This is a genomic window from Rhodococcus sp. 14-2470-1a (genome assembly GCF_002259425.1).
Classification (GTDB): Bacteria; Actinomycetota; Actinomycetes; order Mycobacteriales; family Mycobacteriaceae; genus Rhodococcoides; species Rhodococcoides fascians_E.
Genome location: NZ_NPFZ01000023.1, coordinates 19466 through 43207 on the forward strand (window position 1 = coordinate 19466; position 23742 = coordinate 43207).

The 23742-nt window shown below is 64.3% G+C and carries 21 protein-coding genes; 6 read left to right on the forward strand and 15 right to left on the reverse strand.

The genetic code is table 11. From position 1 onward, the window contains the following. Positions 1–48 precede the first annotated feature (48 nt). A complete protein-coding gene (locus tag CH292_RS11250) occupies positions 49–1503 on the reverse strand; it encodes a DUF2079 domain-containing protein (RefSeq protein WP_094654771.1) in 1455 nt (484 codons plus the stop codon). A gap of 77 nt (positions 1504–1580) precedes the next feature. Then, a complete protein-coding gene (locus tag CH292_RS11255) occupies positions 1581–2549 on the reverse strand; it encodes a GTP pyrophosphokinase family protein (protein ID WP_019666676.1) in 969 nt (322 codons plus the stop codon). A 172-nt stretch (positions 2550–2721) separates the two neighbouring features. On the opposite strand from CH292_RS11255, the gene CH292_RS11260 reads away from it, so the two are divergent. Next, the gene (locus CH292_RS11260) at positions 2722–3696 is read left to right on the forward strand and encodes a sigma-70 family RNA polymerase sigma factor (RefSeq protein ID WP_020113034.1); all 975 of its coding nucleotides are present in this window, start codon (positions 2722–2724) and stop codon (positions 3694–3696) included. Between the two features lie 38 nt (positions 3697–3734). On the opposite strand, the gene CH292_RS11265 is transcribed toward CH292_RS11260, so the two are convergent. Beyond that, positions 3735–4142, reverse strand: a complete 408-nt coding sequence (locus CH292_RS11265; RefSeq protein WP_019666673.1) for a VOC family protein — start codon at positions 4140–4142, stop codon at positions 3735–3737. A gap of 186 nt (positions 4143–4328) precedes the next feature. On the opposite strand from CH292_RS11265, the gene CH292_RS11270 reads away from it, so the two are divergent. Continuing rightward, positions 4329–5066: an SDR family oxidoreductase gene (locus CH292_RS11270; RefSeq protein ID WP_094654772.1), complete on the forward strand. Its 738-nt coding sequence runs from the start codon at positions 4329–4331 to the stop codon at positions 5064–5066. Between the two features lie 94 nt (positions 5067–5160). Here CH292_RS11270 and CH292_RS11275 read toward each other — a convergent pair whose 3' ends face one another. The 8 genes from CH292_RS11275 to CH292_RS11310 all read right to left on the reverse strand — a co-directional run bounded on the left by CH292_RS11275 (position 5161) and on the right by CH292_RS11310 (position 12747). Beyond that, complete coding sequence (locus tag CH292_RS11275; protein ID WP_019666671.1) at positions 5161–5427, reverse strand: hypothetical protein; 267 nt, start codon at positions 5425–5427, stop codon at positions 5161–5163. A gap of 409 nt (positions 5428–5836) precedes the next feature. Continuing rightward, the gene (locus CH292_RS11280; protein WP_020113036.1) at positions 5837–6598 is read right to left on the reverse strand and encodes an HpcH/HpaI aldolase/citrate lyase family protein; all 762 of its coding nucleotides are present in this window, start codon (positions 6596–6598) and stop codon (positions 5837–5839) included. Between the two features lie 14 nt (positions 6599–6612). Further along, positions 6613–7569 carry an aldo/keto reductase gene (locus tag CH292_RS11285; RefSeq protein ID WP_094654773.1) on the reverse strand — a complete coding sequence of 319 codons (957 nt, stop codon included), beginning with the start codon at positions 7567–7569 and terminating at the stop codon, positions 6613–6615. Next, positions 7566–8405 (reverse strand): ATP-binding cassette domain-containing protein, encoded by an 840-nt coding sequence (locus tag CH292_RS11290; RefSeq protein ID WP_094654774.1) that lies wholly within the window; start codon positions 8403–8405, stop codon positions 7566–7568. The genes CH292_RS11285 and CH292_RS11290 overlap by 4 nt, the downstream gene beginning before the upstream one ends. Next, positions 8402–9235 carry an ABC transporter ATP-binding protein gene (locus tag CH292_RS11295; RefSeq protein WP_020113039.1) on the reverse strand — a complete coding sequence of 278 codons (834 nt, stop codon included), beginning with the start codon at positions 9233–9235 and terminating at the stop codon, positions 8402–8404. The genes CH292_RS11290 and CH292_RS11295 overlap by 4 nt, the downstream gene beginning before the upstream one ends. 3 nt (positions 9236–9238) lie before the next feature. Then, positions 9239–10171 (reverse strand): ABC transporter permease, encoded by a 933-nt coding sequence (locus tag CH292_RS11300; protein WP_037105360.1) that lies wholly within the window; start codon positions 10169–10171, stop codon positions 9239–9241. Next, positions 10168–11166, reverse strand: coding sequence for an ABC transporter permease (locus CH292_RS11305; protein ID WP_094654775.1), 999 nt, complete (start codon positions 11164–11166; stop codon positions 10168–10170). The genes CH292_RS11300 and CH292_RS11305 overlap by 4 nt, the downstream gene beginning before the upstream one ends. A gap of 3 nt (positions 11167–11169) precedes the next feature. Next, the gene (locus tag CH292_RS11310; protein WP_094654776.1) at positions 11170–12747 is read right to left on the reverse strand and encodes an ABC transporter substrate-binding protein; all 1578 of its coding nucleotides are present in this window, start codon (positions 12745–12747) and stop codon (positions 11170–11172) included. 200 nt (positions 12748–12947) lie between these two features. Here CH292_RS11310 and pdxA point away from each other — a divergent pair, with 200 nt between their 5' ends. Genes pdxA through CH292_RS11325 form a run of 3 tightly spaced genes read left to right on the forward strand, consistent with a single transcriptional unit; the run spans position 12948 to position 17142 of the window. Then, a complete protein-coding gene (gene pdxA / locus CH292_RS11315; protein ID WP_256978048.1) occupies positions 12948–15152 on the forward strand; it encodes a 4-hydroxythreonine-4-phosphate dehydrogenase PdxA in 2205 nt (734 codons plus the stop codon). A 9-nt stretch (positions 15153–15161) separates the two neighbouring features. Next, positions 15162–15929 (forward strand): DeoR/GlpR family DNA-binding transcription regulator, encoded by a 768-nt coding sequence (locus tag CH292_RS11320; RefSeq protein WP_094654777.1) that lies wholly within the window; start codon positions 15162–15164, stop codon positions 15927–15929. A 52-nt stretch (positions 15930–15981) separates the two neighbouring features. Next, positions 15982–17142 (forward strand): NAD(P)/FAD-dependent oxidoreductase, encoded by a 1161-nt coding sequence (locus CH292_RS11325; protein ID WP_094654778.1) that lies wholly within the window; start codon positions 15982–15984, stop codon positions 17140–17142. Position 17143: 1 nt separating this feature from the next. Here the strand turns inward: CH292_RS11325 and CH292_RS11330 are convergent, their stop codons facing one another. Beyond that, positions 17144–18811 carry an alpha-keto acid decarboxylase family protein gene (locus CH292_RS11330; RefSeq protein ID WP_019666666.1) on the reverse strand — a complete coding sequence of 556 codons (1668 nt, stop codon included), beginning with the start codon at positions 18809–18811 and terminating at the stop codon, positions 17144–17146. A 170-nt stretch (positions 18812–18981) separates the two neighbouring features. Here CH292_RS11330 and CH292_RS11335 point away from each other — a divergent pair, with 170 nt between their 5' ends. Continuing rightward, positions 18982–20073, forward strand: coding sequence for a hypothetical protein (locus CH292_RS11335; RefSeq protein ID WP_019666665.1), 1092 nt, complete (start codon positions 18982–18984; stop codon positions 20071–20073). Between the two features lie 12 nt (positions 20074–20085). Here the strand turns inward: CH292_RS11335 and CH292_RS11340 are convergent, their stop codons facing one another. Genes CH292_RS11340 through CH292_RS11350 form a run of 3 tightly spaced genes read right to left on the reverse strand, consistent with a single transcriptional unit; the run spans position 20086 to position 23734 of the window. Beyond that, entirely contained in the window at positions 20086–21519 is a 1434-nt protein-coding gene (locus CH292_RS11340) for a GntP family permease (RefSeq protein WP_019666664.1), read from the reverse strand. Then, on the reverse strand, positions 21516–22145 hold the full coding sequence (locus CH292_RS11345; protein WP_094654779.1) for a bifunctional 4-hydroxy-2-oxoglutarate aldolase/2-dehydro-3-deoxy-phosphogluconate aldolase: 630 nt from the start codon (positions 22143–22145) through the stop codon (positions 21516–21518). The genes CH292_RS11340 and CH292_RS11345 overlap by 4 nt, the downstream gene beginning before the upstream one ends. Further along, complete coding sequence (locus CH292_RS11350) at positions 22142–23734, reverse strand: amidohydrolase family protein (protein ID WP_094654780.1); 1593 nt, start codon at positions 23732–23734, stop codon at positions 22142–22144. Before CH292_RS11350 ends, CH292_RS11345 begins: the two co-directional genes overlap by 4 nt. Between the last annotated feature and the right edge of the window lie 8 nt (positions 23735–23742).

The following is a 23742-nucleotide window of genomic DNA, read 5'->3' on the forward strand; positions in this document are numbered from 1 at the left end:
TACTAAGATAAGGCTAGCCTTTGTCAATTCGCCTGGACAGCTCGATCATCACGGCCGCTCGAACGCTTCGATTCCGGCATCGACGAATCGAAGTACGTAGCCCGACGCCACCGCGTCGGCGACCGCCTTGTCGTCGCCCGCACCGTCCGTCGGCCATCCGGCAGGATCGCTGCGGTTGACGACGATCCAGTCCGGTGCCTCGGTATTCGTCGCGCGTTGCGGAAACACGGAGACGTCGTGTGTGGCGACGAACTGTGGAACCAGATTGTTCGACGCCGCGATCGTCCGATCTGCGGGAATGGCGTCGGAGATGGCGTGGGACGCGGTCACCTGTGGATCGGTCGACCACCCGTCGGCTGTCGCCAGGCGAGCCATGGGAAGAAACGGAAGGGCGACGATCGCGAACGCAGCCACGGCCGTGAAGATCGTGCGTTGCCCGCGCTCGGTGAGTTGCTCGTGCCTGCGGCACCGCACGACGGCGTCGATCAGGGCCGCGAAGACGACGACCATCAGGACCGCGTTGTAATGGAATATCGGCTTCCAGAAGTTGGTGTTGTCGCTGAGGAATCGCCACGCGACGGTGGGGACCGCGACCAGCAGGAGCGGCGAGCGCAGCGCAACGAACGCGGTCACGGCAAGGAGGAGGAAGGCAGTCGCTGCGCGTGAGTCACCTGCGACGACACCGTGGGCGGTATCGGCAATGCCCGACCCGAGGGGAGGCAGCTTCGATCCCTGACCGTACGAGTCGTCGGCACTGAGCAGCGGGATGATCACCTTGACGGCGAGGACGACCCAGCCGAGGCCCCAGACGGCTGTGAGAGCTCCGAGCGCGCGGGTGCGTCCGGTGGTCCAGAATGCGACCAGACCGCCGATGACGGCAACCGTCAGACCCATGTCCTCCTTGACGAACACCAGCGGGAGCGCCCACACCAAGGCCGGTAGCCATCGACGATTGCCCAGGGCGACGAGAGACATGGCCATCAGTGGCACGGCGAACGCGATTTCGTGGAAGTCGAAGTTCAGGGCGGCCTGCACACCCCAGGACAGGCCGTAGGCGAACGCCACTGCGATGCCTGTCGCCGTGCCGAACTCACGGACCGCCCACCTGGACAGCGGAACGACTGCCAGCGCGAACAGAACCGCCTGCGCGATCAGCAACGTCTCCGGCGACGGGAACAGGCGATACACCGGTGCCAGCAGTGCGGTGATCGGGGAGAAGTGGTCGCCCAGGGTGTTGTAACCGGTGCCCAGGAGATCGGACGTCGGCGCCCGAAACTCGGCGTACGACGAGATCTGTTGCACGAAGATTCCGAGATCGAATCCGGACGTGCGGAGCTGTCGGTGGCCGAGCACGGACAACAGCGAGTACAGCGTCGCGAGTACCGCGAACGCCGTCACCGGGACGACGACGTCGGCTGTGGGCCGTGCACGCCGGATTCGCGTGTCCCGGGGTTCCTCGACCGATTCGGCCGCAGTGGGCGGGGAGATCTCGGTTGCAGTCACAGGAAATGCTGTCTACCCGACATTTCTTGGATCAACCTGAGAAGTGCAGGTGACAGCGCTCGGGCACGGTCGTTCGGTCACACTCGCCGTTTGCGCGGACGATTCGACGGGGGTTGAGAGGACAAGTGGTAGTACAGAGCGTCGGCGGTGTCCTCCACGACGACCTCCACGACGTCACCGACTTCGAGATAGTCGTCGACGGCAATGCGGTCCTTGGCGCCGATCACCGCCTTGACCGAACGCGCGGGGATGAGTCCCCGGCGACCGTCCGGTCCGACGGCCAACGCATACCTCGGACCGGTACGGGTGACTCGAGCAGAGATGATGGCCGAGTCCCTCGGGACCGGTTCGACGACGGCGCCCTTCGCGACGGCCGTCTGCGAATCGAGCTGCGCCGCGAGGTCGTCCGCCATCAAGTCGACCTGGAGGAGAAGCTCTGCCATCTGCCGGGCGTACTCGGTGTGCGCCTCCGTCGGCTTGAGAGCCTCACCTGGCTTGTACATGTCCTCGTGGGTGAGTTCACCCCAGGCGTCCTGCAGCCTCGTCTTGACCTGGACTTCGACGTTCACGATCAGATCACCCTGGTGGGTGGCGACGCGGATGACCAGAATCGCGTGGTAGGCGCGGTATCCACTCGGTTTGGGGAACGCGACGTAGTCGGTCGGGTTCCGGGCGAAGCGCACCGAGCATTCCGGGTCGGTGCACGCGCGCTCCAACGCGTCCACGAAGGCGTGAAGATCCCGCGGGCTCTTGCACAGAACCTTGATGCCGATCAGATCCGGCAGGGATTCCACGACCTCGTCGATGGTCCTCGGCTCGACGATCCGGCCTTCCGTGATCTTCCGCCGCAGTTTGTCGGCTGCCCGCACCGGATCCTTGATTCGGGCGGTCTGCGCATTGAGCCGATCTCGGTCGACGTTGTCGAGGATCTCGTCCGCGATGGTCTCCAGAAAATTCTGGGCCGTCACCAGCGCGGCCTGCCATGCCCGACGACGTTCGGCGTAGGCCTCGTCGACCAGGTCGTCGATGTTCGTCGACGCTGTCACCGTCCGCGCCTCCGATCATGCCCCACGGGCTTTCCACACTTTATCTGCTTCGACAGGGGAACGAGCCGACCGACGCCGTCGTCGGCGCGCCCTGCGTGATCGGCCGCGTCGGCACAACTATTCGTCCGATCGGTCGGGCGTTCGTCGGACTGTGGGATTAGTCTCTTCACTCATGACGGCCACGGTCGCAGAGGGCGACGCATTCGTAGCGCAGTTCGATCCGTATCGTCGTGAGTTGCTCGCTCATTGCTACCGCATGACGGGCTCGATCCACGACGCCGAGGATCTCGTGCAGGAAACGTACATCCGCGCGTGGAAGGGCTACTCCAAGTTCGAGGGGCGCTCGTCGATGCGGACCTGGCTGTATCGCATCGCCACCAACACCTGCCTCACGGCGCTCGACGGCAAGTCCAAGCGTCCGCTGCCGACGGGGCTCGGTGCACCGAGTTCGGACCCCACCGACGACCTGGTGGCGACGCACGAAATTGCGTGGCTCGAGCCCATCGCGGATTCCGAGCTCGCGGATTCGGACGATCCCGCATCGATCGTCGTCGGCAGGGACACCATCAGACTGGCGTTCATCGCTGCCCTGCAGCACCTCTCGGCACGTCAACGAGCAGCATTGCTGATGCGTGAGGTGCTGCAGTGGAAGGCGTCCGAAGTAGCGGAAGCCCTGGCGACCACCACGACCGCGGTGAACAGTCTGCTTCAACGCGCACGAGCGCAACTCGACGAGGTCATGCCGTCGGAAAACGATGTCGTCGAGCCGGCAGCCGCCGAGACCAGGGAATTGCTGGCCAAGTACGTCGACAGTTTCGAACGCTACGACATCGACCAGCTCGTGACTCTGTTCACCCAGGACGCAGTGTGGGAGATGCCGCCGTTCGAAGGGTGGTACCAAGGGGCCGAGAACATTGGCACCCTCATCCGTGGAAACTGTCCGGCGCAGCGAGCGGGCGATATGCGGATGGTCGCGACGTCGGCCAACGGTCAGCCCGCCTACGGGCTGTACATGCGAAACGAGGACGGAATCCACCTGCCGTTCCAACTACACGTCGTCGACATCGAGGCGGGCAGAGTGGGCCACGTGGCGTGCTTCTTCGACCTGACTCTGTTCGAGAAATTCGGTCTACCCGAGCGCCTCTGACCGGGAGGTCGAGATAGCCCCACCTGGCCCGTCCCCGACTATTCGGACGGCACGGCGCTGGGGTCCATCCACATGACTTCCCACACGTGGTTGTCGAGATCACGGAACGCACGCCCGTACATGAACCCGTGATCCTGAGGCTCCATCCAACTCGACCCTCCGGCGGTGATCGCCGCGTCGACGAGTGAGTCGACCTCGTCGCGACTGTCGGCGCTGATACACATCAGAACCTCTCGCGACTGCGTCGTGTCGGTGATCGCGTCGGAGATGAAGTCCTTGAAGCGAGGTTCCGCCAGGAACATCACCGTCGCCTGCTCGCTCACGACCATCGATACACAGTTCTCGTCACTGAACACGTCGTTGAACTCGAAGCCCAGTCCGCCGAAGAAAGCGCGGGTGGCAGTGACGTCCTTGACGGGCATGTTGGCGAACAGCATTCGGGACATTGGGGTCTCCATTCATTCGGCGTGGAAGTCTCGTGTGTATCGACAACGGACGAATCGTGAATTCATCGCGGATCCGACATCGACTTTCTACCGCATTCGGGGGGACGACTCGCCTGTAGCAAGATGGGAACACGTCATGCAAGCCGGAAGCGGCGCGTCGACGCTGTTCGAACAAGAGGAGAGTTCATGGATTTGGGTCTGTCGGGTAAAGCGTTCGTCGTCACCGGAGGAACCGAAGGGCTGGGATTCGCGTCCGCGCGTGAGCTGCTTCGTGAGGGAGCGAAGGTGACGGTGGCCTCCCGGTCACAGACCAAGGTCGACGAGGCAGTGACCGAACTGGGCGCGCACCGACCCAACGCGGTGCACGGAATGGTCGCCGACAACGGCCATCCCGCGAGCGCACAGTTGCTCGTCGAGTCGGCCATCGCGCACTGGGGCAAGCTGGACGGTATCGTCGTGAGTGTCGGTGGACCTCCGCCGAGCACCGCCCTCGATGCCGCCGACGAGGATTGGACTGCGTCGTTCGAGTCCGTGTTCCTCGGGGCGGTGCGACTGGCCCGCGAAGCGGCGAAGGTCATGACCGACGGAAGTGCCATCGTGTTCGTGCTGTCGACATCGGTGAAGTCGCCGTTGACGGGCCTCGGCGTGTCCAACGGACTGCGCCCCGGCTTGGCGATGGTGGCCAAGGACATCGCCGACGAGCTCGGGCCACGAGGAATCAGGGTCGTGAGCGTCCTTCCCGGGCGATTCGACACGTCCCGGGGCGGCGCCGTGTCCGACGACGCGTTGGCTCGGATCCCGCTCGGTCGTATCGGCGATCCGGAGGAGTTCGGACGTACCGTCGCGTTCCTGGCGTCGCCGGCCGCGTCGTACATCACCGGCTCGACGGTCACTGTCGACGGCGGTGCCGTGCGCGCGCTCTAGTCGGTCCGGTCACCCTGACCGCACAGACGACGAGGCCCCGAGCAGCAGTGCTGCTCGGGGCCTCGTGGCAAACAAGGAGGGGGATGTAACGGTTCTAGCGGGTCACCGAGGCGATGCGGGCGAGCATCCGCGACAGGGCCGAACCGTCGGAACCCAGCTCGTCGAAAGTCGACGTGGTGGTCGATACGGCTGCGTCGCTTGTGGCTGCAGCCAGTTTGCGCACCAGTTCGGTGCGGAGCTCGATAGCGCCCAGGATATCGGCGTCGAGCGTCTCGACCTGCTCGTGGAGCTGGTCGATCTGTACGTCGTGCGTTGGTGCTTCGTCGGCGCTGATAGCGAGCGAATCGATCTGCAAAGTCACATCGTCTCCTTTTGTTCGCGTCCTGAGGAATGATTCGTTTCGCTCCTCGGAACTGTTACACGGTCGCTCTATGTGTCAACGATGTTTCGTGGCCCCTACCAAGATGCCCAGTCTTGTGGGCTGGGCCAACCATCTGAAGCTGTGATGCTGCCAACAATCCGCAGCCACCCGGTGCCTGCCATCCGTCGGAGCAACACCGCGAGCGAGCGCGGTGTTCCTGACTGCGGCGGCCGATGTTCGTCCCACATTGAGTCTTCGTAGCCGTGAGCATTGCGTACTGGATGAATTTTGCGATGAGCGCCGATTTCCACGTCCACGGCTGGTCACACACGAGCGCCCCCGGTGCCACGAAGTTGTGTCACCGGGGGCGAAGCGCCATGTCGATGTGGTCGGTCAGCGGCGTGCTCGGTCAGCCGCGGGCGGCCTTCAGATGATCGGCGGACACAGCTTTGAGATGTGTCAGGTCCGACGCGACGGTCGCCAGTGTGTACCCCTCGTCCAAGCGCTTGGCTGCCACAGCGCCGGACGGTGTGTGGATGCCGGCCGTGATGCCTGCTGCGGCCGCGGCTCGGCACACCCGAACGAGCGCAGCCTCGAACTGCTCGTCCACGGAGGCGTCGGTCGGTGACGATCCACCCACCGCGAGTCGCAGATCGGACGGGCCGACGTAGACACCGTCGAGACCTGGAACGGCACAGATCTCCTCGACGTTGGCCAGGCCCTGAGGCGTCTCGATCATCGCCAGCACAACGGTGTCACGGTCGGCATCGGCAGGGTTGGGTCCGATTCGAAGCTGCGAGCGCATCGGACCGTAGGACCGAATGCCGGTCGGGGGATACGTTGCCGCCGAGACCGCCGCCGCCGCGTCTGCTGCCGTGTCGACGAGCGGAACGATGACGCCCGCCGCACCTGCGTCCAGCGCACGCCCGATGACCGTCGCGTTGTTCGCTTCGACCCTGATCAGTCCGGCGGGGCCGTTGGCTGCATCGATGGCGGTGAGCCCGGCGAGCATTCCGGAGTATCCGATCAATCCGTGCTGCAGGTCGAGTGCGATGTAGTCCCAGCCGACATGGGCGAGCCACTCCGTGGAGACCGGGCTGTCGATGACGGACCAGTAGCCGAGGATGCGCTCCCGGTTTCTGACGCGAGCGGCGAATTCCTGTGCAGACATGTGTAGAGGGCCTTTCAGCGGTTGTAGTTCGGCATCGGTCCACGCAGCGCGGAGCCGACGTCGTCACACGCATCCACGACGTCGGAGCCGAGTGGGCCTTTCGCGATCGCGGCGATGTTCGACTGCAGGTGCTCGACCTTGGATCCACCCAGCAGGATGGGGCCTGCGGCAGGCTTGGACGCCAGCCACCGCAGGGCAAGTTCGGTCAGCGGCACGCCCGCGTCGCCGGCGATCGCGGTGAGCTGCGCGACAGCGTCGAAAATTGCTGTGTTCCAGTACCGTTCGCGGTACATGGCAGCCAGGCGTGAGTCTCCGAATCGGCCGTCGGTCGGTGTCGCGTCCAGGGAATGTTTGCCGGTGAGCAACCCGCCACCGAGCGGGTTGTACACCATCGTGATCAATCCGGTCACGTCGGCGAACTCGACGTATTCCTCTTCGATCCTCCGGGCGAGGAGGTTGTACAGCTGCTGCGCAACCATCGGCCGCGGCGCGCCGACCTCGTCGGCTACCCGATTTGCCTCGGCAATCTGCCACGCCGCGAAGTTCGAGACGCCCAGAGCACGAATCTTGCCCTCCTGCACCAGTTCGGCGACGGTTGCCAAGGTGTCGGCGATCGGTGTCGCGCGATCCGGCTGGTGCAGATAGAACAGGTCGACGTAGTCCGTCTTCAGTCGAGCCAGGCTTGCCTCCACGCTCAGACGAAGACCCTTCGGTGACAACGGGCTGTTGTCCCCGGCGTCAGGGTTGGGCATTCCCGCTTTCGTCGCGAGGGTCACCCGATCGCGACGTGTTGCGAGCAGGTCCGCCAGTATCCGCTCGGACTCACCTCCTGCGTACCCGTTCGCGGTGTCGATGTGGGTGATGCCTGCGTCGACTGCTGCATCGAACATCTTCGCAGAACCGGCGGCGTCGACCGTGTCGCCGAACGTCATGGTGCCCAGTACGAGTGGGGAAATGTCGAGCGAGGTCATACAGGAGCTCCTACGGAAGGGGTGGACAGGCGAGACACGATGTGACGAGGCTTGATTCCGACCATTGTCGCCGGGTCGAGGGCAGCTGCGCGCAGCGCCCGGGTGTAGGGCTCCTTGGGGCGTGCGAGCACCTCCTCGGTGTCGCCTCCTTCGACGATGCGGCCCTTGCTCATCACGACGACGGTTTCACTGATCTCGCGGACGACACCCAGATTGTGCGAGATGAAGACGTAGGTGAGGCCGGTGTCCTGCTGGATTTCCCGCAACAGGTTCAGAACCTGCGCCTGCACGGACACATCGAGGGCGCTCGTCGCCTCGTCGCACACCAGAATTTCCGGCCCGGACGCGAGTGCGCGGGCGATGCCGATGCGTTGACGTTGGCCACCCGAGAATTCGACCGGTCGACGGTTCAGTGCAGTGCTCGGCAGGCCTACCTGGTCGATGAGTCTCGCGGCCTTCCTGGCTCGATCGGACTTGCGACGAATTCCTTTCAGCCGCAGTGGTTCACCGACGATGTCCACTGCGGTCAGGTGAGGATCGAGGGATCCGTACGGATCCTGGAACACCATCTGTACGCGAGATCGGAACGGGCGCAGGGACTTCTCGGACAGTCCGGCGATGTCCGTTCCGTCGATGACGATGCGGCCCGAGGTGGGGGTGAGCAGACGGACGATGGATTTCGCGATCGTCGACTTTCCGCAGCCCGATTCACCGACAACGGCTAGCGTCTTGCCTTTGTCGACCGCGAAGCTCACCGAATCGACAGCTCGGAACACGCCGTCGGCGACGGGGTACTCGACGACGAGATTCTCCACCGACAGCAATGGAGTGGTCATACCGTTACCTCGACTCGTTCTGGTTGGCCGGCACTCTGGTTCCACGTCCCGAGGTGCGGGATCGCGTCGAGCAGCTTCTTGGTGTACGGATTCCGGGGCGCTCCGACGAGTTCTTCCGCGCCGCCGTCCTCGACGAAGACACCGCTCTTCATGACGTAGATGCGGTCCGACACCAACCGTGCCACACCGAGATCGTGGGTGATGACCAGCATCCCGATGCCGGTTCGTTCCTGCAGCTCCATCAGCAGGTCGAGAATGCTGGCCTGCACCGTGACATCGAGGGCGCTGGTGGGCTCGTCGGCGACGATCAATTCCGGGCTCGACGCAAGAGCACTGGCGATCAGCACACGCTGAAGCATGCCGCCCGACATCTGATGGGGATACTTGCCCAACTGGATTTTCGGGTCGGGGATGCGAACCTGTTCGAGGAGCTCGATGCAGCGCGCGGTCTGCTTGGACTTTCCCGTCACGCCGCTGTGCCGGACAGCTTCCTTCAATTGGTTGCCGATGGTGTGAACCGGGGACAGCGCCGTCATCGGATCCTGCGGAATCAGTGCAATGTGCTTCCCGCGAATCTTGCTCAGCTGCTTGTCCTTACCGAGGATCTCGGTGTCCTTGAAGGTCACCGATCCTGACATCACCGCGAGATCCGACGGCAACAGCCCCAGCAGGCCCATTGCCGTCGTCGACTTGCCGGAGCCGGATTCACCGATGATCGTGACCGTTTCACCGGCGTCGATGCAGAACGACACACCGTCGACGGCCCGGATGACACCCTTGTCGGTAACGAGTTCGATCTGGAGTTCGTCGACCTTCAATAGGTTTCCCATGACTTATGCGCCTTTCTTGAAGCGAGGGAAAATGCCGAATCTGCCGGATCCCGCGGGGCGGTCGCGGAGACCGTCGCCGAGGAGGTTCACCCCGACCACGAGGATCACGATCATCAGTCCCGTGAAGGTGACGATCCACCACGAGGTGGTGATGTAGTCCTGCCCGTCGGAGATGATGCGGCCCCACGTGGCGAACGGTCGCTGCGGGCCTGCGCCGAGGTAGGACAACGAGCTCTCGAGCAGGACCGCCTGGGCGAGGAGCAGCAATACGACGAGCGAGGCCTGCTTGATGATGTTGGGGACCACGTGGCGGAGCAGGATCGCGGTGCGGCTCAGCCCGAGGACGCGAGCTGCGGCGACGTAGGGCTTCTCGCGTTCGACCAGAACGAGCGATCGCGTGAGCCTGGCGACCTCGGGCCACTGTGCGATCGCGATCACGAAGGTGATGACCGGGATCGAGGGGCCGAAGAGTGCAACGACGAGGAGCAGCATCATCAGAAGGGGCAGCGAGAGCTGCGCTTCGAGCAACCGGGAGATGACGGCGTCGACCCAGCCGCCGAAGTACCCGGCTGCGCTGCCGGCAACGACGCCGATGATCCCGGAGACGACGACGGCGAGGATGCCGATCGTCAGCGACACCTGGCCTCCGAAGAGAATGCGCGACAGTAGATCTCGACCGAGCTGATCGGTACCCAGAAGGTGACCGTCGGTCAACGGTGGGAGCCGACGCTGGACCAGATTGGTCTGATTGGGGTCGTCGAGGGGGAGTAGGCCGGCGAGTGCGACGGGCAGAATGACCAGCAACGACAAGGCCGTGCCGGCCCAGATCTTGACGCGGCTGTCGCGTCGGCGTCGAGTTGCGCCCGCGCGGGCGAAGTCGGCTGCGGTGACAGCGCTCGGGCGCTTGTTCACCGGAGGTTCCAGCACTGCGGTCATTTGCTTACGCCCTTTCCGAGGCGGACCCGAGGATCGAGGAGTGGGTAGCAGAGGTCGACGAGCAACTGCACCAGAACGGCGAGGATCGCAGTGACGAGTACGGTCGCCTGGATGAGCGGATAGTCACGTGTTTCGAGCGCGCGGACGACGAGGGAACCGACACCGGGCCACGCGAAGACGACTTCCACGACGACGACACCGTTGAGCATGCCTGCGAACCGAGTCCCCAGAGCGGTGACGACGGGGATCGCAGAGTTGCGCATCGCGTAGCGCCACGTGAGTTCGCGTTCGGAGATGCCGCGCGATCGCGCGACCGTGATGTACGGCGACGCATAGGCATTGACCATCTCTCGGCGAACCATCCGCGAGATCAACGCGATCTGCAGGATGGAGATCGTCACCGTGGGCAGGATGAGCGACCACCATGTGGTGAAACCGGCTGCCGGAAGAACAGGAACGAGAACCGCGAACAACGTCACGAGCATCAGCCCGCTCCAGAATTCCGGCATCGACTGTCCTGCAACGGTGACGGCATTGGCTCCGAGCTCGCGGCGGGTGTCGGCGTGCTTGGCCATCCACACACCGAGTGGAATCGACAGCACTGCGGTCAGCAGGATCGCAGCGACGGCCAGAGTGATCGTGTACGGCAGGCGGTCGAAGACGACCTCGAGAGCAGGAGCCTGGAAGGAGTACGACGTGCCGAACTGCAAGTGCAGCAGATCCCACAGGTAGATGAGGTACTGCTGGAACACGGACTTGTCGAGTCCCATGTCCGAGCGGATCTGTGCGAGATCCTCGGTGGAAGCAAGAGGGCCGGCGAGTGCGTAGGCGGGGTCGCCTGGTGCCATCCGGATGAGAACGAAGACGGTGGTGAGCGTCAGGAAGATAGTGAGAACGCTCTGCGCGAGGCGCTTGAGAACGTAGCGAGCCGTCGCATTCTTCGCCGCTCGGCCGATCACCGGGGCCTGCTTCTTCTTCTCGAGTGTCAGGGTCATGACTCAGGCCTCCAGTCGGACTGAGCCGAGGTCGTAGGAGTTGATGGGCGTCAGCGCTACGTTCTGCACGCGGGTCCGCTTGGCCAGCAGCGCGTTCGGAACGAAGCTCCACAGGCACGGCCACGTGTTCCAGATGTCCTGCTGGGCATCGGCGAGCAGTGATGCGCGACGCACTGGATCGGGTTCGCTCGACGCAAGTTCGATCTTCTCGGTGATCTCGGGAAAGACGTACCCGTGGTAGGTGTCGCGGGTTGCTTCCTTCTCCGCCGTGCCGGCGTACATGCCCTGGATGGTGGTCAGTGCAAGCCCGGTCTGGTTGCCGTACCCGTTGCCGAGTACGTCCCAGTCGCCGACCTTGCCCTGACGCCACGAGCTGATGTCGCCCCCGGGTTCGAATTGCTGAAGCTTCACCCGCACGCCGATGTCGGTCATCATCTGCGTGACCGACTCCATGAGGGAAACGTCGTTGGTGAATTCTCCTGTCTCCCAGATGAACGTCAATTCGAGGTCGGTGACCCCCTCGGCGTCGAGCATCTGCCGTGCCTTCGCCGGATCGAACGTGTACTGGCCTGTCTCGACTGCACCGGACAATGTGCTGGGCGCTGCACCTGTTGCTTGAACGGCGGAGCCGATCAGAACGTCGCGAGCGAGCGATTCCCCGTCGATCGCGTAGGTCAGAGCCTCGCGTACCCGCGCGTTCGCGAGTGGGTGATCTGCGGGCTTTCGGAAATTGAAGAACAGCTGATTGATACGCGTGCTCGGCACCGTCTCGATCTGGACACCGGGGAGGGATGCGAGCTGTTCGGCCGAATCGGGGCTGATCGAGTCGATGACGTCGACCTCACCGCTACGCAGCGCGACGACGCGGGCTGCCTCTTCTGGAATGAATCGCACGCGAACCTGTTGCACGCTGGGCGCCTCGCCCCAGTAGAACTCGTTTGCCACCAGGGTGTATTCACCGGTGCCGCGGTTCGATTCGGTCACCACGAACGGTCCGGTGCCGATTCCGGACTGCAGTTCGTTGGGCTCGTTGGCGGATGCGGGCGTGATGAGGATATTGGACATGAGGCTGTCCAGGACGGGCAGAGGAGCGATGGTCCTGAGGATGAACGTGCGGTCGTCGACAGGTACGACTGTCGGCCACTCGGGGAACTGAGGTGCCACGAACGAGCCGCTGACCTGTTGGTACATCTCCATGGCGACGGAGATGTCCTCGATTCTCACCGGAGTCCCGTCCGAGTACTTGACGCCTTCACGAAGGCGAACCGTCCACTCGGTGGGGGACGTGGCGTCGAATCGGTCGGCGAGAACGAGCTGTGGCGTCAAGTCGTCGCCGATACGGGTCAGTCCTTGGCGGACGCCGCGCTGTGCTGTGACCGCGGCGTCGAACTGGTTGAGTTTGTTGTCCAGGCTCACCAGTGAGCGGTTGAGCCCGAGGACGAGGGTGTCCTGCGACGGTTTCCCGGTCGGGCCTGCGCACGCGACGGTTGAACCGAGCAGCGTCACGCCTCCGGCCATGCCGGCGTACTGCAGAAAGTTCCGCCGCGACACGGACGGCATCCGCAAACGAGATGGGGTCATCGGTGACCTTGACCTTTCGAACTGGCAAAACGCGAGGAAGCGTGCACGCGGTGAGGTGTTCTTACCGCAGGCGACGCTTGTAACTCAGCTCACAATGGCACTCTTGCGCGTTTCGCGCAAGACCCGTAGCTTTTGTTGCGTAGTTCGCGCATGTTTTCACGAAAGCGTGCATACTCGGAACATCGACGAAAGGACGGATCGTGGGGATCGACTCGCTGGTGATACTCGCCGACGACCTGTCCGGCGCGGCCGAGTCGGCAGCCGGCTTCCTGGCCTCGGACGTGTCTCTCGGCTTGGGTGTTCCCTCGCCGAACGAGGTGACCTCTCGAATCACCGTCGTCGACCTGCATACTCGCAAGCTCGACCGCGCCGACGCCGCGCGAGCCGTCGAAGACTCGCTCGCCTGCTTTCCTGGGGCGCGCGTGGTCAAGAAGATCGACTCCCTGCTGAGAGGCAACATCGAGGCCGAGGTCGGCGCACTCGCAGCCGACGGATCTGCGGTCGTCGTCGTGGCAGCATTCCCAGCAATCGGGCGGACCGTCGTCGACGGCGTCGTACACGTTCAGGACGTCCCGCTGCATCGGACTGCACTGTGGCATGCCGAACGGGATTCGCCTCCTACGTCCGTGGCCGCTGCCCTGGGGAACATCTCTCCGACGGGTGTCTCTCTCGAGCAGGTTCGTGGGGCCGGACTGGCGGACGTGCTCTCCGACCTCGTGGCGCTGGGCCGCGTACCTGTGTGCGATGCAGAAACCGATGCGGACATCGACGCCGTTGTCGCCGCGTCGCAGTCGATCACCGGTGTCCGGCTGGTGGGAACGGCGGCGCTCATGGCGTCGGTGGCACGCGCCACCTCGGTGAGTGCACACACGCACCCCACCGCGGATCACGATTTCGCCGGGAGGAGCGTGCTCGTCGTCGTCGGAACCGCCGATCTCGTTGCAGTCGAACAGGTTCGTGCCCTGGAGAATGCGGGAGTCCCGCACGTTCACCTGGATGCGAGGGCGTTGGTCGCAGGCACGATCGACGTGGAACCGATCTTCGACGCGCTGGATTCAGGCACCGCGATAGTGACCGTCTCGGGCCCCGTCACACCGGCCGATGCAGCTGCAGTGGTCGCCGGTCTCGCGCAGTTGGTTGCCCGGGTCGAGCGCGATCGGAAATCCGACCTCGTTCTCACCGGAGGCGAAACCGCTCGAACCGTTCTCGACCGGCTGGGAGTGCGCAGGTTGACCCCGGTCTGCGAAATCGAGACCGGCGCAGTACTTTCCCTGACACCTGCCGGCCGCCGGGTCATCACACGGCCGGGCAGTTTCGGAGGCGTCGACAGCCTCCGTGTTCTCGCAGACTCGTTACGTTCTTCCAGCACCGACAGCAAGGAATCTTTCATGTCAGAATCGACCCCACTTCCACTCGTCGCCGTCACGATGGGCGACGGCGCAGGCGTCGGACCCGAAGTGATCGTGCCGGCGCTCCTCGACGCCAAGACGATCTCGTGGTGCCGACCGGTTGTCATCGGTGACGCCAAGCGCCTGTTGTCGGCCGCGGAGGTACTGGGTCTCGATGTCGACATCGCTGTAGTCGAGACCATTGCGGATGCGGAGTTCACCCCCGGGCGCATCAACGTGATCGACCTCGACCTGTTGCCCGACGACCTGGCTTGGGGCGAGCTCTCCGCAATCGCCGGTGACGCCGCATACCAATACATTCGGGTTGCCAGCGAGTTGGCGGTGCGCGGAGAGGTCCAGGCTATCTGCACCGCCCCACTCAACAAGGAGGCGTTGCACGCGGCCGGACACATCTACCCGGGCCACACCGAACTGCTTGCACATCTGACCGGCACCGAGGAGGTGTCGATGATGCTGTCGACCCCGAAGCTCAAGGTCATCCACGTCACCACGCATATCGGTCTGCTCGACGCCGTGGCGAAAATCGAGCCGGGACTCGTGGAACGCACTATTCGTCGCGGGTACGAAGCGCTCGTTCGGACGGGGAACGCCAGCCCCAAGATCGGTGTGTGCGGCATCAATCCGCACGCGGGTGAGAACGGTCTGTTCGGCTACGGCGAAGAAGACCTGAAGATCGTTCCCGCGGTCGAGAAGCTCAAGGTGAACGGTATCGATGCAGTCGGTCCGCTACCCGCCGACACGGCATTCTTCCTGGCCGGACGCGGCGACTACGACCTCATTGTCGCGATGTACCACGACCAAGGGCACGGGCCGGTCAAGGTTCTGGGAATCGAGGCGGGAGTGAACATCACCGTCGGGCTCCCGGTGATCCGTACGTCCGTCGATCACGGGACCGCTTTCGACATTGCGGGCAAGGGGATCGCGGAGGCCGGTAGTATGGTCGAAGCTTTGCGGCAGGCTGCCGAACTCGCAACCAGCACAACTGTTCTGAAGTAAGGGGAGCGCGTGGCGGTACGGGAGTCGGAGGCACGGCGCTCGGAGATCGTGCGTATGGCCCAGACGTCGGGGCTGGCAAGCGTCGAGGAATTGTCCGCGCAGTTCGGCGTGACGGCGTCGACCATACGGCGTGATCTGAGTCAGCTCACCGCGCAGGGGCTCATGGCGAGAACCTACGGCGGCGCGATCGCACTGAATCCACATCCCGAGTCATCGCTTCGCCAGCGATCTCTCGAAGGATTCGAAGCCAAGCGCGCGATCGCAGAGTGGGCAGCCGGACAGATATGCCCGGGCGAAACTGTCCTGCTCGACGCCGGTACGACGGTGGGCACCATGGGTGAGTTCCTTCGTGACGCGGAAGATCTGACAGTGATCGCGGCAGGACTCACTGCCCTCGAGGCCTTGGCCGACGCCGATTCCGTACGGGTCGAATGCCTCGGAGGCACGTTGCGGCATCTGAGCCAGGGATTCGTCGGACCGATCGCAGAGGCGTCGTTGCAGCGAGTCTCCTTCGACCGAGCGTTTCTCGGCGCGGACGCGGTGACGGCAGAGTTCGGAATCTGTGAGGCCGAACTGGTCCAGACACGGCTGAAGGAACTGATGATGGAGCGCGCCGGACGTACGTATGTACTTGCGCACTCGGCCAAGCTGGGGCAGAAGCCGTTCCACGCCTGGGCGCCCATTCCTCCCGGTACGACCCTCGTCACGGATTCGGCCGCGACTCGGGAGCAGATCGAGCCGTTCGAGAGGGCATCGATCGACGTCGTGGTTGTCTGACGTGCATCCGGGGTAGACGACCTGAAGAGTTGTCTACTGCAAGGAGTGCGTTGTGCGCTACGACTATCTGATCGTCGGCGGCGGAATGGTCGCCGACAACGCTGCACGTGGAATTCGAAAGCTGGACAAGACGGGTTCCATCGGAATTCTGGGCGCCGACAGCGACGAGCCCTACACCAGGCCCGCGCTGTCGAAGAAGCTGTGGACCGACAAGGATTTCGGCCGTGACCAGGTCCCGCTGAACACGGCGTCGGACACCGGCGCGGAGATACACACCACCACTCGGGTGGTGTCCGTCAATCGCGCGAAGCGGACCGTCGCCACCGATTCGGGTGACGAATTCGAGTACGGCGAACTGCTGCTGGCAACGGGAGGCGCGCCCAGGCAGATCGACCTCGCGCCGAGTCCTCGGGTGATCTACTTCCGGACGTTCGCCGATTACCGGGCGCTCCGTGAGCAGTTGCAGACGGCGTCACACATCGCCGTGGTCGGCGGTGGGTACATCGGCGCCGAGATCGCGTCGGCCCTGGTTCAGAACGGCGTCGAGGTCACGTTGGTGACGTCCGACGACAAGGTCGGTGCGCACATGTTCCCGGACGCCCTGGCAACGGCGTTCGATCAGGGCTTTGTCGACCACGGTGTGACGGTGCGCCGAGGAGTGAAGGTGACCTCGGGCGCCGAGGCGTCGGCGCGGGTTCAGCTACAACTCGACGACGGGTCCGCTCTCGAAGCCGATGCGGTGGTGTTCGGGCTCGGTGTCACCCCGAACTCCGACCTCGCCGAGGCAGCGGGGCTGAAAACCGACAACGGCATCGTCGTCGACGAGTTCTTGCGGACCGACGACGAGCACATTTACGCGGCGGGCGACGTTGCGAACTACCCCGATGCGATCCTGGGTCGTCGACGCATCGAGCACGTCGACAACGCCAACGAGATGGGTAAGGCGGTCGGTCGAATCATGGCGGGCGGCACCGACCCGTACACCTACACCCCGTACTTCTACTCCGACGTGTTCGACGACGGATATCAGGCCGTCGGCACGGTGTCGACATCGTTGAAGACGGTGGAGGACTGGAAAACCAAGCCCAGCGAGGGCATCGTCTACTACGTCGACGAGTCCGATGCCGTGAAAGGTGTGCTGTTCTGGAACGTCTGGGAAGGCCTGGACGACGGGAAACAGCTCATCGCCGACGCGTCGGCCCCGCCCGTGTGAATCAGGACTTGTTCGCCGCGCTCGCTGCCGTCGCCAGCTGAGTCAACAGTGGAGGCACGTCCATCCGCGGTACGACGGCCTCGATCACGACCATCCGGTCTCGTTGTGCCGCTGCGTCGTTCAGTGCATCGCGGAGTTCGCCGACTGTCGTGACCCGCCGAACGATGGGCTCGGTACCGACGCCGAGCGCGGCGGGGATCGCTGTCCAATCCCAGGACACGATGTCGTTGTACTCGGCCGTCTCACCGTGAATGGCGCGCTCGACGGTGTAGCCGTCGTTGTTGACCACGATGATGACGGGGGCGAGCTTCTCGCGTGCGAGTGTGCCGATTTCCTGGACCGTCAGCTGCGCGGCGCCGTCGCCGATCAACAGAACCGTGCGGCGGTTCGGTTCTGCCAGAGCGGCGCCGAGCGTAGCCGGGAGCGTGTATCCGATCGATGCCCACAGCGGCTGTCCGATGAACGTCACTCCAGCCGGCAGTCGGTGCGACGCCATGCCGTAGAACGACGTCCCCTGGTCGGCGAGAACGATGTTTCCGTCCTCGAGCGCGCCGGAGACCGTGTTCCACAATGTGTGCTGAGTCAGCGCCGTCGAGGTATCGTGCACTTCCGGTGCCGAGTTGTGCTGTGTCCGTGCCTTCGTCGGTGCCGAGTGCGCGCGAGACCGAAGGATGTCGGTCAGGGCTCCGAGCGCCGCGTGCAGTTCCAGCGGTGCATACACCTGCCCGCCGACCGAGGACTGATGAACCGCCACATCGATGTTGCGTTTCGGGTCGATCTGCTGACTGAAGAATCCGCTCACCATGTCGGTGAACTGGACGCCCGCCGTGACCAGCACGTCGGCATCCTCGACCCCTGCGCGAACGGATTCATCGCTGGCCGCACCGGCATAGATGCCGAGGAAGTTGGACGAGCTCTCGTCGACGAGGCTCTTGCCCCACATCAGCGTCGCGTAGGGGATGTCGTCGGCCGCGAGCAGCGCGTCGAGCTGGGGTACCGCTCCGAGCCGGTGGACCTGCAAGTCGGCCAGGACCGTCACCTGCCGGTCGTCGATCACTGCTGCGGCGGCGGCGGTGAACGCCTCGAGCGCGGCAGGACTGGTCGCGTCGTCGTAGGAGCGCAGCGGCGCCGACGGCGGGAAAGTGGGCACGCGCGCGACGTCGGTCGAGAGCAGGATGTAGCCGGGCCGCCGTTGCTGACGAACCTCCATCAGCACACGGTCGATTTCCAGTGTGGCTGTCGCCGGAGTCAGATTCGCTTGTGCACACGTGATTTCGCGGCTCATGCGCAGAAAGTGCTCGAAATCTCCGTCGCCGAGCGAATGGTGAACCAGGCGTCGTGCAGCCTGAGCGTCCTTGGACGGCGCACCGACGATGTGGACGACGGGAACATGCTCGGCATAGCTGCCGGCCACTGCGTTCAGAGCGGAGAGCTCACCGACACCGAAAGTGGTGACCAGCGCGGACATTCCGCGGAGTCGTCCGTACCCGTCCGCCGCATAACCTGCGTTCAACTCGTTGGCGTTGCCCACCCATCTCAGGGTCTCGTGAGACTCGACGTGGTCGAGAAATTCGAGGTTGAAGTCGCCCGGTACACCGAACACTTCGGTGACGCCCAGCTCGGCCAGTCGATCCAGTAGATAGTCGCCGACGGTATAGGTCTCGCTCATGGAATTTTCACGTCCTTGTCCGTGCCTTGTGGGCACCTAGGTCATCGAGAACGCCTGGTAAGGCCCTCGCCGAGAAACTGTACCGACGGCCTCGGTGTGACGGGGCTCCCGCCGCATCGATCGAAGAATTCTGGAACAGTGGATATCGACACACGGCAGAGGAGTCCAGAATGCCCGCACACCCGGAGATCGGAACCGAGCGCGAACGCGTCGAGGAACGAGTGCGGCGCTGGTGCGAGAACGCACGGCTCGAGGGCCGCCGTCCGTTGTTGTCCGACGCCTCCGCCTTGGCGATAGCGTCCGGAAGGCTCGACGAGGCGACGCGCGAGGTGCTGTCGGCCAGGCGTCGAGCAGGTAGGTCGATGCCGAGCGTCGGCGGGTTCGGTGCGGTGCGTGTGCTGGCGGACGAGCGTGATCGCTGGTTGTCGAAGGACACGAAGAACAAGCCTGGGTCGGCGATGGTGTACCGCCTGCGCGCCGCAGAACTGGCGAAACGACTGGACCACCTGCGGGCGGAGTTCACGCTCTCCAGCACGCACTACGCGCACGGCGTGCGGGCGGTCCGTCGGGATCGACGTGACGGTCTGCACCTCGATCTCGACCAGCGTGACCTGCTGTTCGACGCGACGATGCACACCCCTGTTCCTCGACGCGAACAGGGAACGACGCTGGAACGCACCGGGTTGGCTTTGCTCGAGACCGCGGCGGAACGAATGTCCGAGGCGGCCAGGAACACGCGGTTCGCCGAGCTCGGGGACAAGGCAGCGAGCGTGGTCGTCGACTACGCGGACCGACGGGACGACGCGTTCCTGGACAAATTCGAAGCCCTGTTGTTCCTCGCCGGTCACTCGGTGGACCGAATCCACACCTCACCGGCGTGGCGGTCCGATCATTTTCTCGTCCAGCGCACGCAACTCGACCTGATCGACGAGCTGACCCAGATTTCCGTCGACGTGCATTCGTTGCGGGGGATCGGTGACGAACTCGACGGCATCGCCGCGATGATGTTCGACGACGCCACCCGCGCCCAAGTGTCGACCAGGCGTACTGCCCTCGGCACCGTGTGGTCTCAGCTCATCGACCGTGTCGCAGCGCTGGTGCGCGTCGCGGATCTCGTGACCCACGCGGAGGGCGACCTGCGGACCATGGACGTGATGCAGAAAGCGCAGAGCCTCGACAGCAGAATCGATGCACTCGTGGCTCGCGCGGGCCAGCGCGAACTGTCCGCCGACAACACTCACTTCGTCGGCGACCAGTTCTAGCGCCGCGACGGGTCAGGCGATGATGGCGAAGAGCACTGCCGCCACCGCGAAACTGACCACCGACAGAATCGTTTCCAACACTGTCCATGTCTGCAGTGTCTGCTTGACCGTCATGTTGAAGAACTTCGCGATGATCCAGAAGCCACCGTCGTTGACGTGACTGAGAATGATGGAGCCCGCTGCGATCGACATCGCGACGAGCGCGGTGGCCATCGGTGAGTAGTCCTGCGCCGCAACGAGAGGTCCGACGATTCCGCCGGTCGTCACGATCGCGACGGTGGCTGAGCCCTGAGCGATACGCAGCGCGCAGCTGATGACGTACGCGAGGACGATGATCGGCAACCCGGCGGCGGCCATGGCGTCGGCGAGGGCGGTGCCGATTCCCGTGGCCGAGATGACCTTTCCGAAGAAGGCGCCTGCACCGACCACCAGAAGCAACATGCCGACCGGACGCAGGGATTCTCCGGTCAACGTGCTCAGTTCCTGGACCGTCGAACCGCGTCGGATCCCCAGAACGTAGAACGCGATCAACACGGCGATGAGCAGTGCGACGGCCGGTGTGCCGAGGAAAGTCAGCACCTCGAGCAGATTGCCCGGGTCGAGGAGGATGCTGCCGAACGTGGCGCCGAGGATGAGGACGAGCGGGACCGCGATGATCGCACCGATGAGTCCGACCGACGGGGGAGTGGTGACGACGGGACGCTTGGTCGCGACGCCGATGCCGCCCGTCGGCTCGGCGTCGTCGCCTTCGTTCACGAAGTCCTCGGGCACATCGACGATGACGCGTTTGCCGATCCAGTTGCCCCAGACGAGGCCTGCAGCGATGAATCCCGGTATACCGCAGACGAATCCCATGAGGATGAGCCAGCCGAGGTTGACCTCGAGCAGTCCGCCGAGAGCGACCGGTCCGGGGTGAGGCGGTAGGAATGCGTGGGTCATCGAGAGGCCGGCGAGCATCGGAAGTGCGTACAGCACCAACGATTTACCGCCCTGGCGAGCTGCAACGTAGACCAACGGCGCGAGAACGAAGATGCCGATGTCGAAGAACACCGGGATGCCGAAGATGAGACCCAGCAGGCCCATCGCGATCGGCGCACCGCGGTCCCCGAACACCCCGAGGAGCTTGGAGGTCAAAGCCTGCGCTCCACCGGATCGTTCGAGGATGGCGCCCAGTACGGTGCCGAGTCCGATGATGACCGCGATGTGCCCGAGAATGCCACCGAACCCGGTTTCCAGTAGTGACTCGTTGCTCTTTATCGCTGTACCCACGATTTCCGACACCGGCAGGCCTGCCGCCAGAGCGAGACCGAGTCCGACGATCAGCAGGGCTACGAACGGTTCGAGCTTGACCCTGATGATGACGAAGAGAAGTACGGCGATGGCCAGGCCACACAGTACGAGAAGGCCAGGGGTGGATGTCCTGAGCCAGTCGACGGCGGTACTCATGAAGTGCCTTTCGGTGAAAGAGAAGTGACGAAACGTTGTGCGCGTTCGGCGATACCGTCCCAGTCGTCGGATGCGACGGCCGCGGGCGAGACGACGTCTGTTCCTGCAGTGACGGCGACTGCGCCGACCGCGAGGAAGTCCGCGGCATTGGAGGCGTTGACGCCGCCGGACGGGACGAGCTTGGCGTCCGGCAATGGCCCGAGCAGGTCTTTGAAGTGCGCGGGACCGAGGGCTCGTGCCGGGAAGATCTTCACGGCCGCAGCGCCCATGTCGATCGCGTCCATCACCTCGCTGGGAGTCAGAGCGCCCATCATCAGCGGAACATCGCGTGCCGAGGCGACCTCGGCGACGGCCGGTCGGAGCCCGGGGGTGACGAGGAATTGCGCGCCGGAGTCGATCGCTGCCCGGGCCTGTTCGGACGTCAGGACTGTGCCGGCTCCGATCACCGCACCCGCGTCGGCGGCCACACGCAGCAGGTCGAGCACGCCAGGCGTCGTGAACGTCAGCTCGACGGCGCGGATACCGCCCCTGGCCAGGGCGTCGGCGAGTGCCTGCGGATCGGAGATCGAGGGCGCTCGCACCACGGCGAGGGCACGGTCGTCGAGGATGGTCTGCAGTGCGTTCATCGTTGCGCTCTCAAAGAATGTCCGGCGAGAATGCCGGTGGGTTGTCCGTCGTCGATGGCGAGTCGGCCGTTTACGATCACATGGCCGATACCGACAGCCTGTTGCTTCGGCTGCTCGAAAGTCGCTGTGTCGCGGACTGTATCGGGATCGAAGAGAACCAGGTCCGCAGCGTTGCCGACCGCGATGGTTCCTCGGTCGGTGAGTCCGAGCCGCTCCGCCGGTCGTCCGGTCAAGTGGTTGACGCAGTCCTCCAGGTCGAGGAGCTTCTCCTCGCGCACGTAGTGGCCCAGGTAGCGCGGAAATGTTCCCCACGCCCGTGGATGGGGGCGTTCGCCGACGAGAATGGCGTCGCTTCCGCCCATGTGCCGAGGATGCGCCATGATCGCGCGCACGTTCTCCTCGTGCCCGACATGCTGCAGAATCGTCGTCGCCAGTTGGTCGCGTACGAGGATGTCGAAGAACGAGTCCACCGGTGATTCGCCCCGTTCGGCGGCGATGTCCACCATCGTCTTGCCCACCAGCGAGTCCAGTTCCGAATTCGCGACACCACTGATCTGAATGGTCTCCCACTCGACCGTCACACCGTGGCAGCCGTCGGATCCGTTCACGTTCACGTCCTCGGTGATGCGAGCGCGCATCTCCGGGTCGCCGAAACGGGCAAGCGCCTGATCCGGCCCACCGGACATGGCCCAGCTCGGAAGCAATGCGGACAGCGTCGTGGCTCCGGGCAGGTACGGGTAGGTGTCCAGCGTGACGTCGCAGCCGTCGGCGATGGCAGAATCCACCTTGTCGAGGAATTCGCCCGCCCGGCCGCGGTTCACGCCGAAGTTCATGGTCGCGTGGGTGAGGTGCAGCGCGCATCCGGTCGCCCGCGCAAGATCCAGCATCTCCTGATACGCCTCCAGCGCACCTGCGCCGTACGATCGCGTGTGCGGAGCGTAGAAGCCTCCGAAATCGGCGACGACCTCGCACAATGCGCGGAGTTCGCTTGTATCGGCGTACATCCCGGGTGTGTACGTCAACCCGCTCGACATCCCGACGGCACCCTCGCTCAGGCCCTGGGCAAGCAGTTCCTGCATGTGGGAGATCTCGCGAGGCGTCGCCGGACGCTGATCGCCGCCGACGGCCAGATACCGGAGCGTGCCCTGAGGTACGAGGTACGCCGCGTTCGGTGTGATGCCCTGATCGAGCCGCGTCAGGTACTCGGCCACCGACCGCCAGGAAAAATCGAGGTCCGACGGGTTGCCGTTCCAGCCGGCGATCTGACGACGTACGACGTCGAGGGTGGCGTCGTCGATCGGGGCGTAGGCGATACCGTCCTGGCCGATGACCTCGGTGGTCACGCCCTGACTGATTTTCGGGAAATGCCCTGGATCGGTCAGCAACCGAAGATCGGAATGTGCGTGCATGTCGATGAAGCCGGGGGCGAGCACATGCCCTGCCTCGGCCTCGATGATCCTGTCCGCGACGGTCGTGACGCCGGGTTCGGTGATGGCCGCGATGATGCCCCCGTCGACGAGGACGTCACGACGCACGCGCGGTGATCCGGTTCCGTCGACGACGTCGGCTCCGCGAATCAGCAATGTCATTCGTGGCT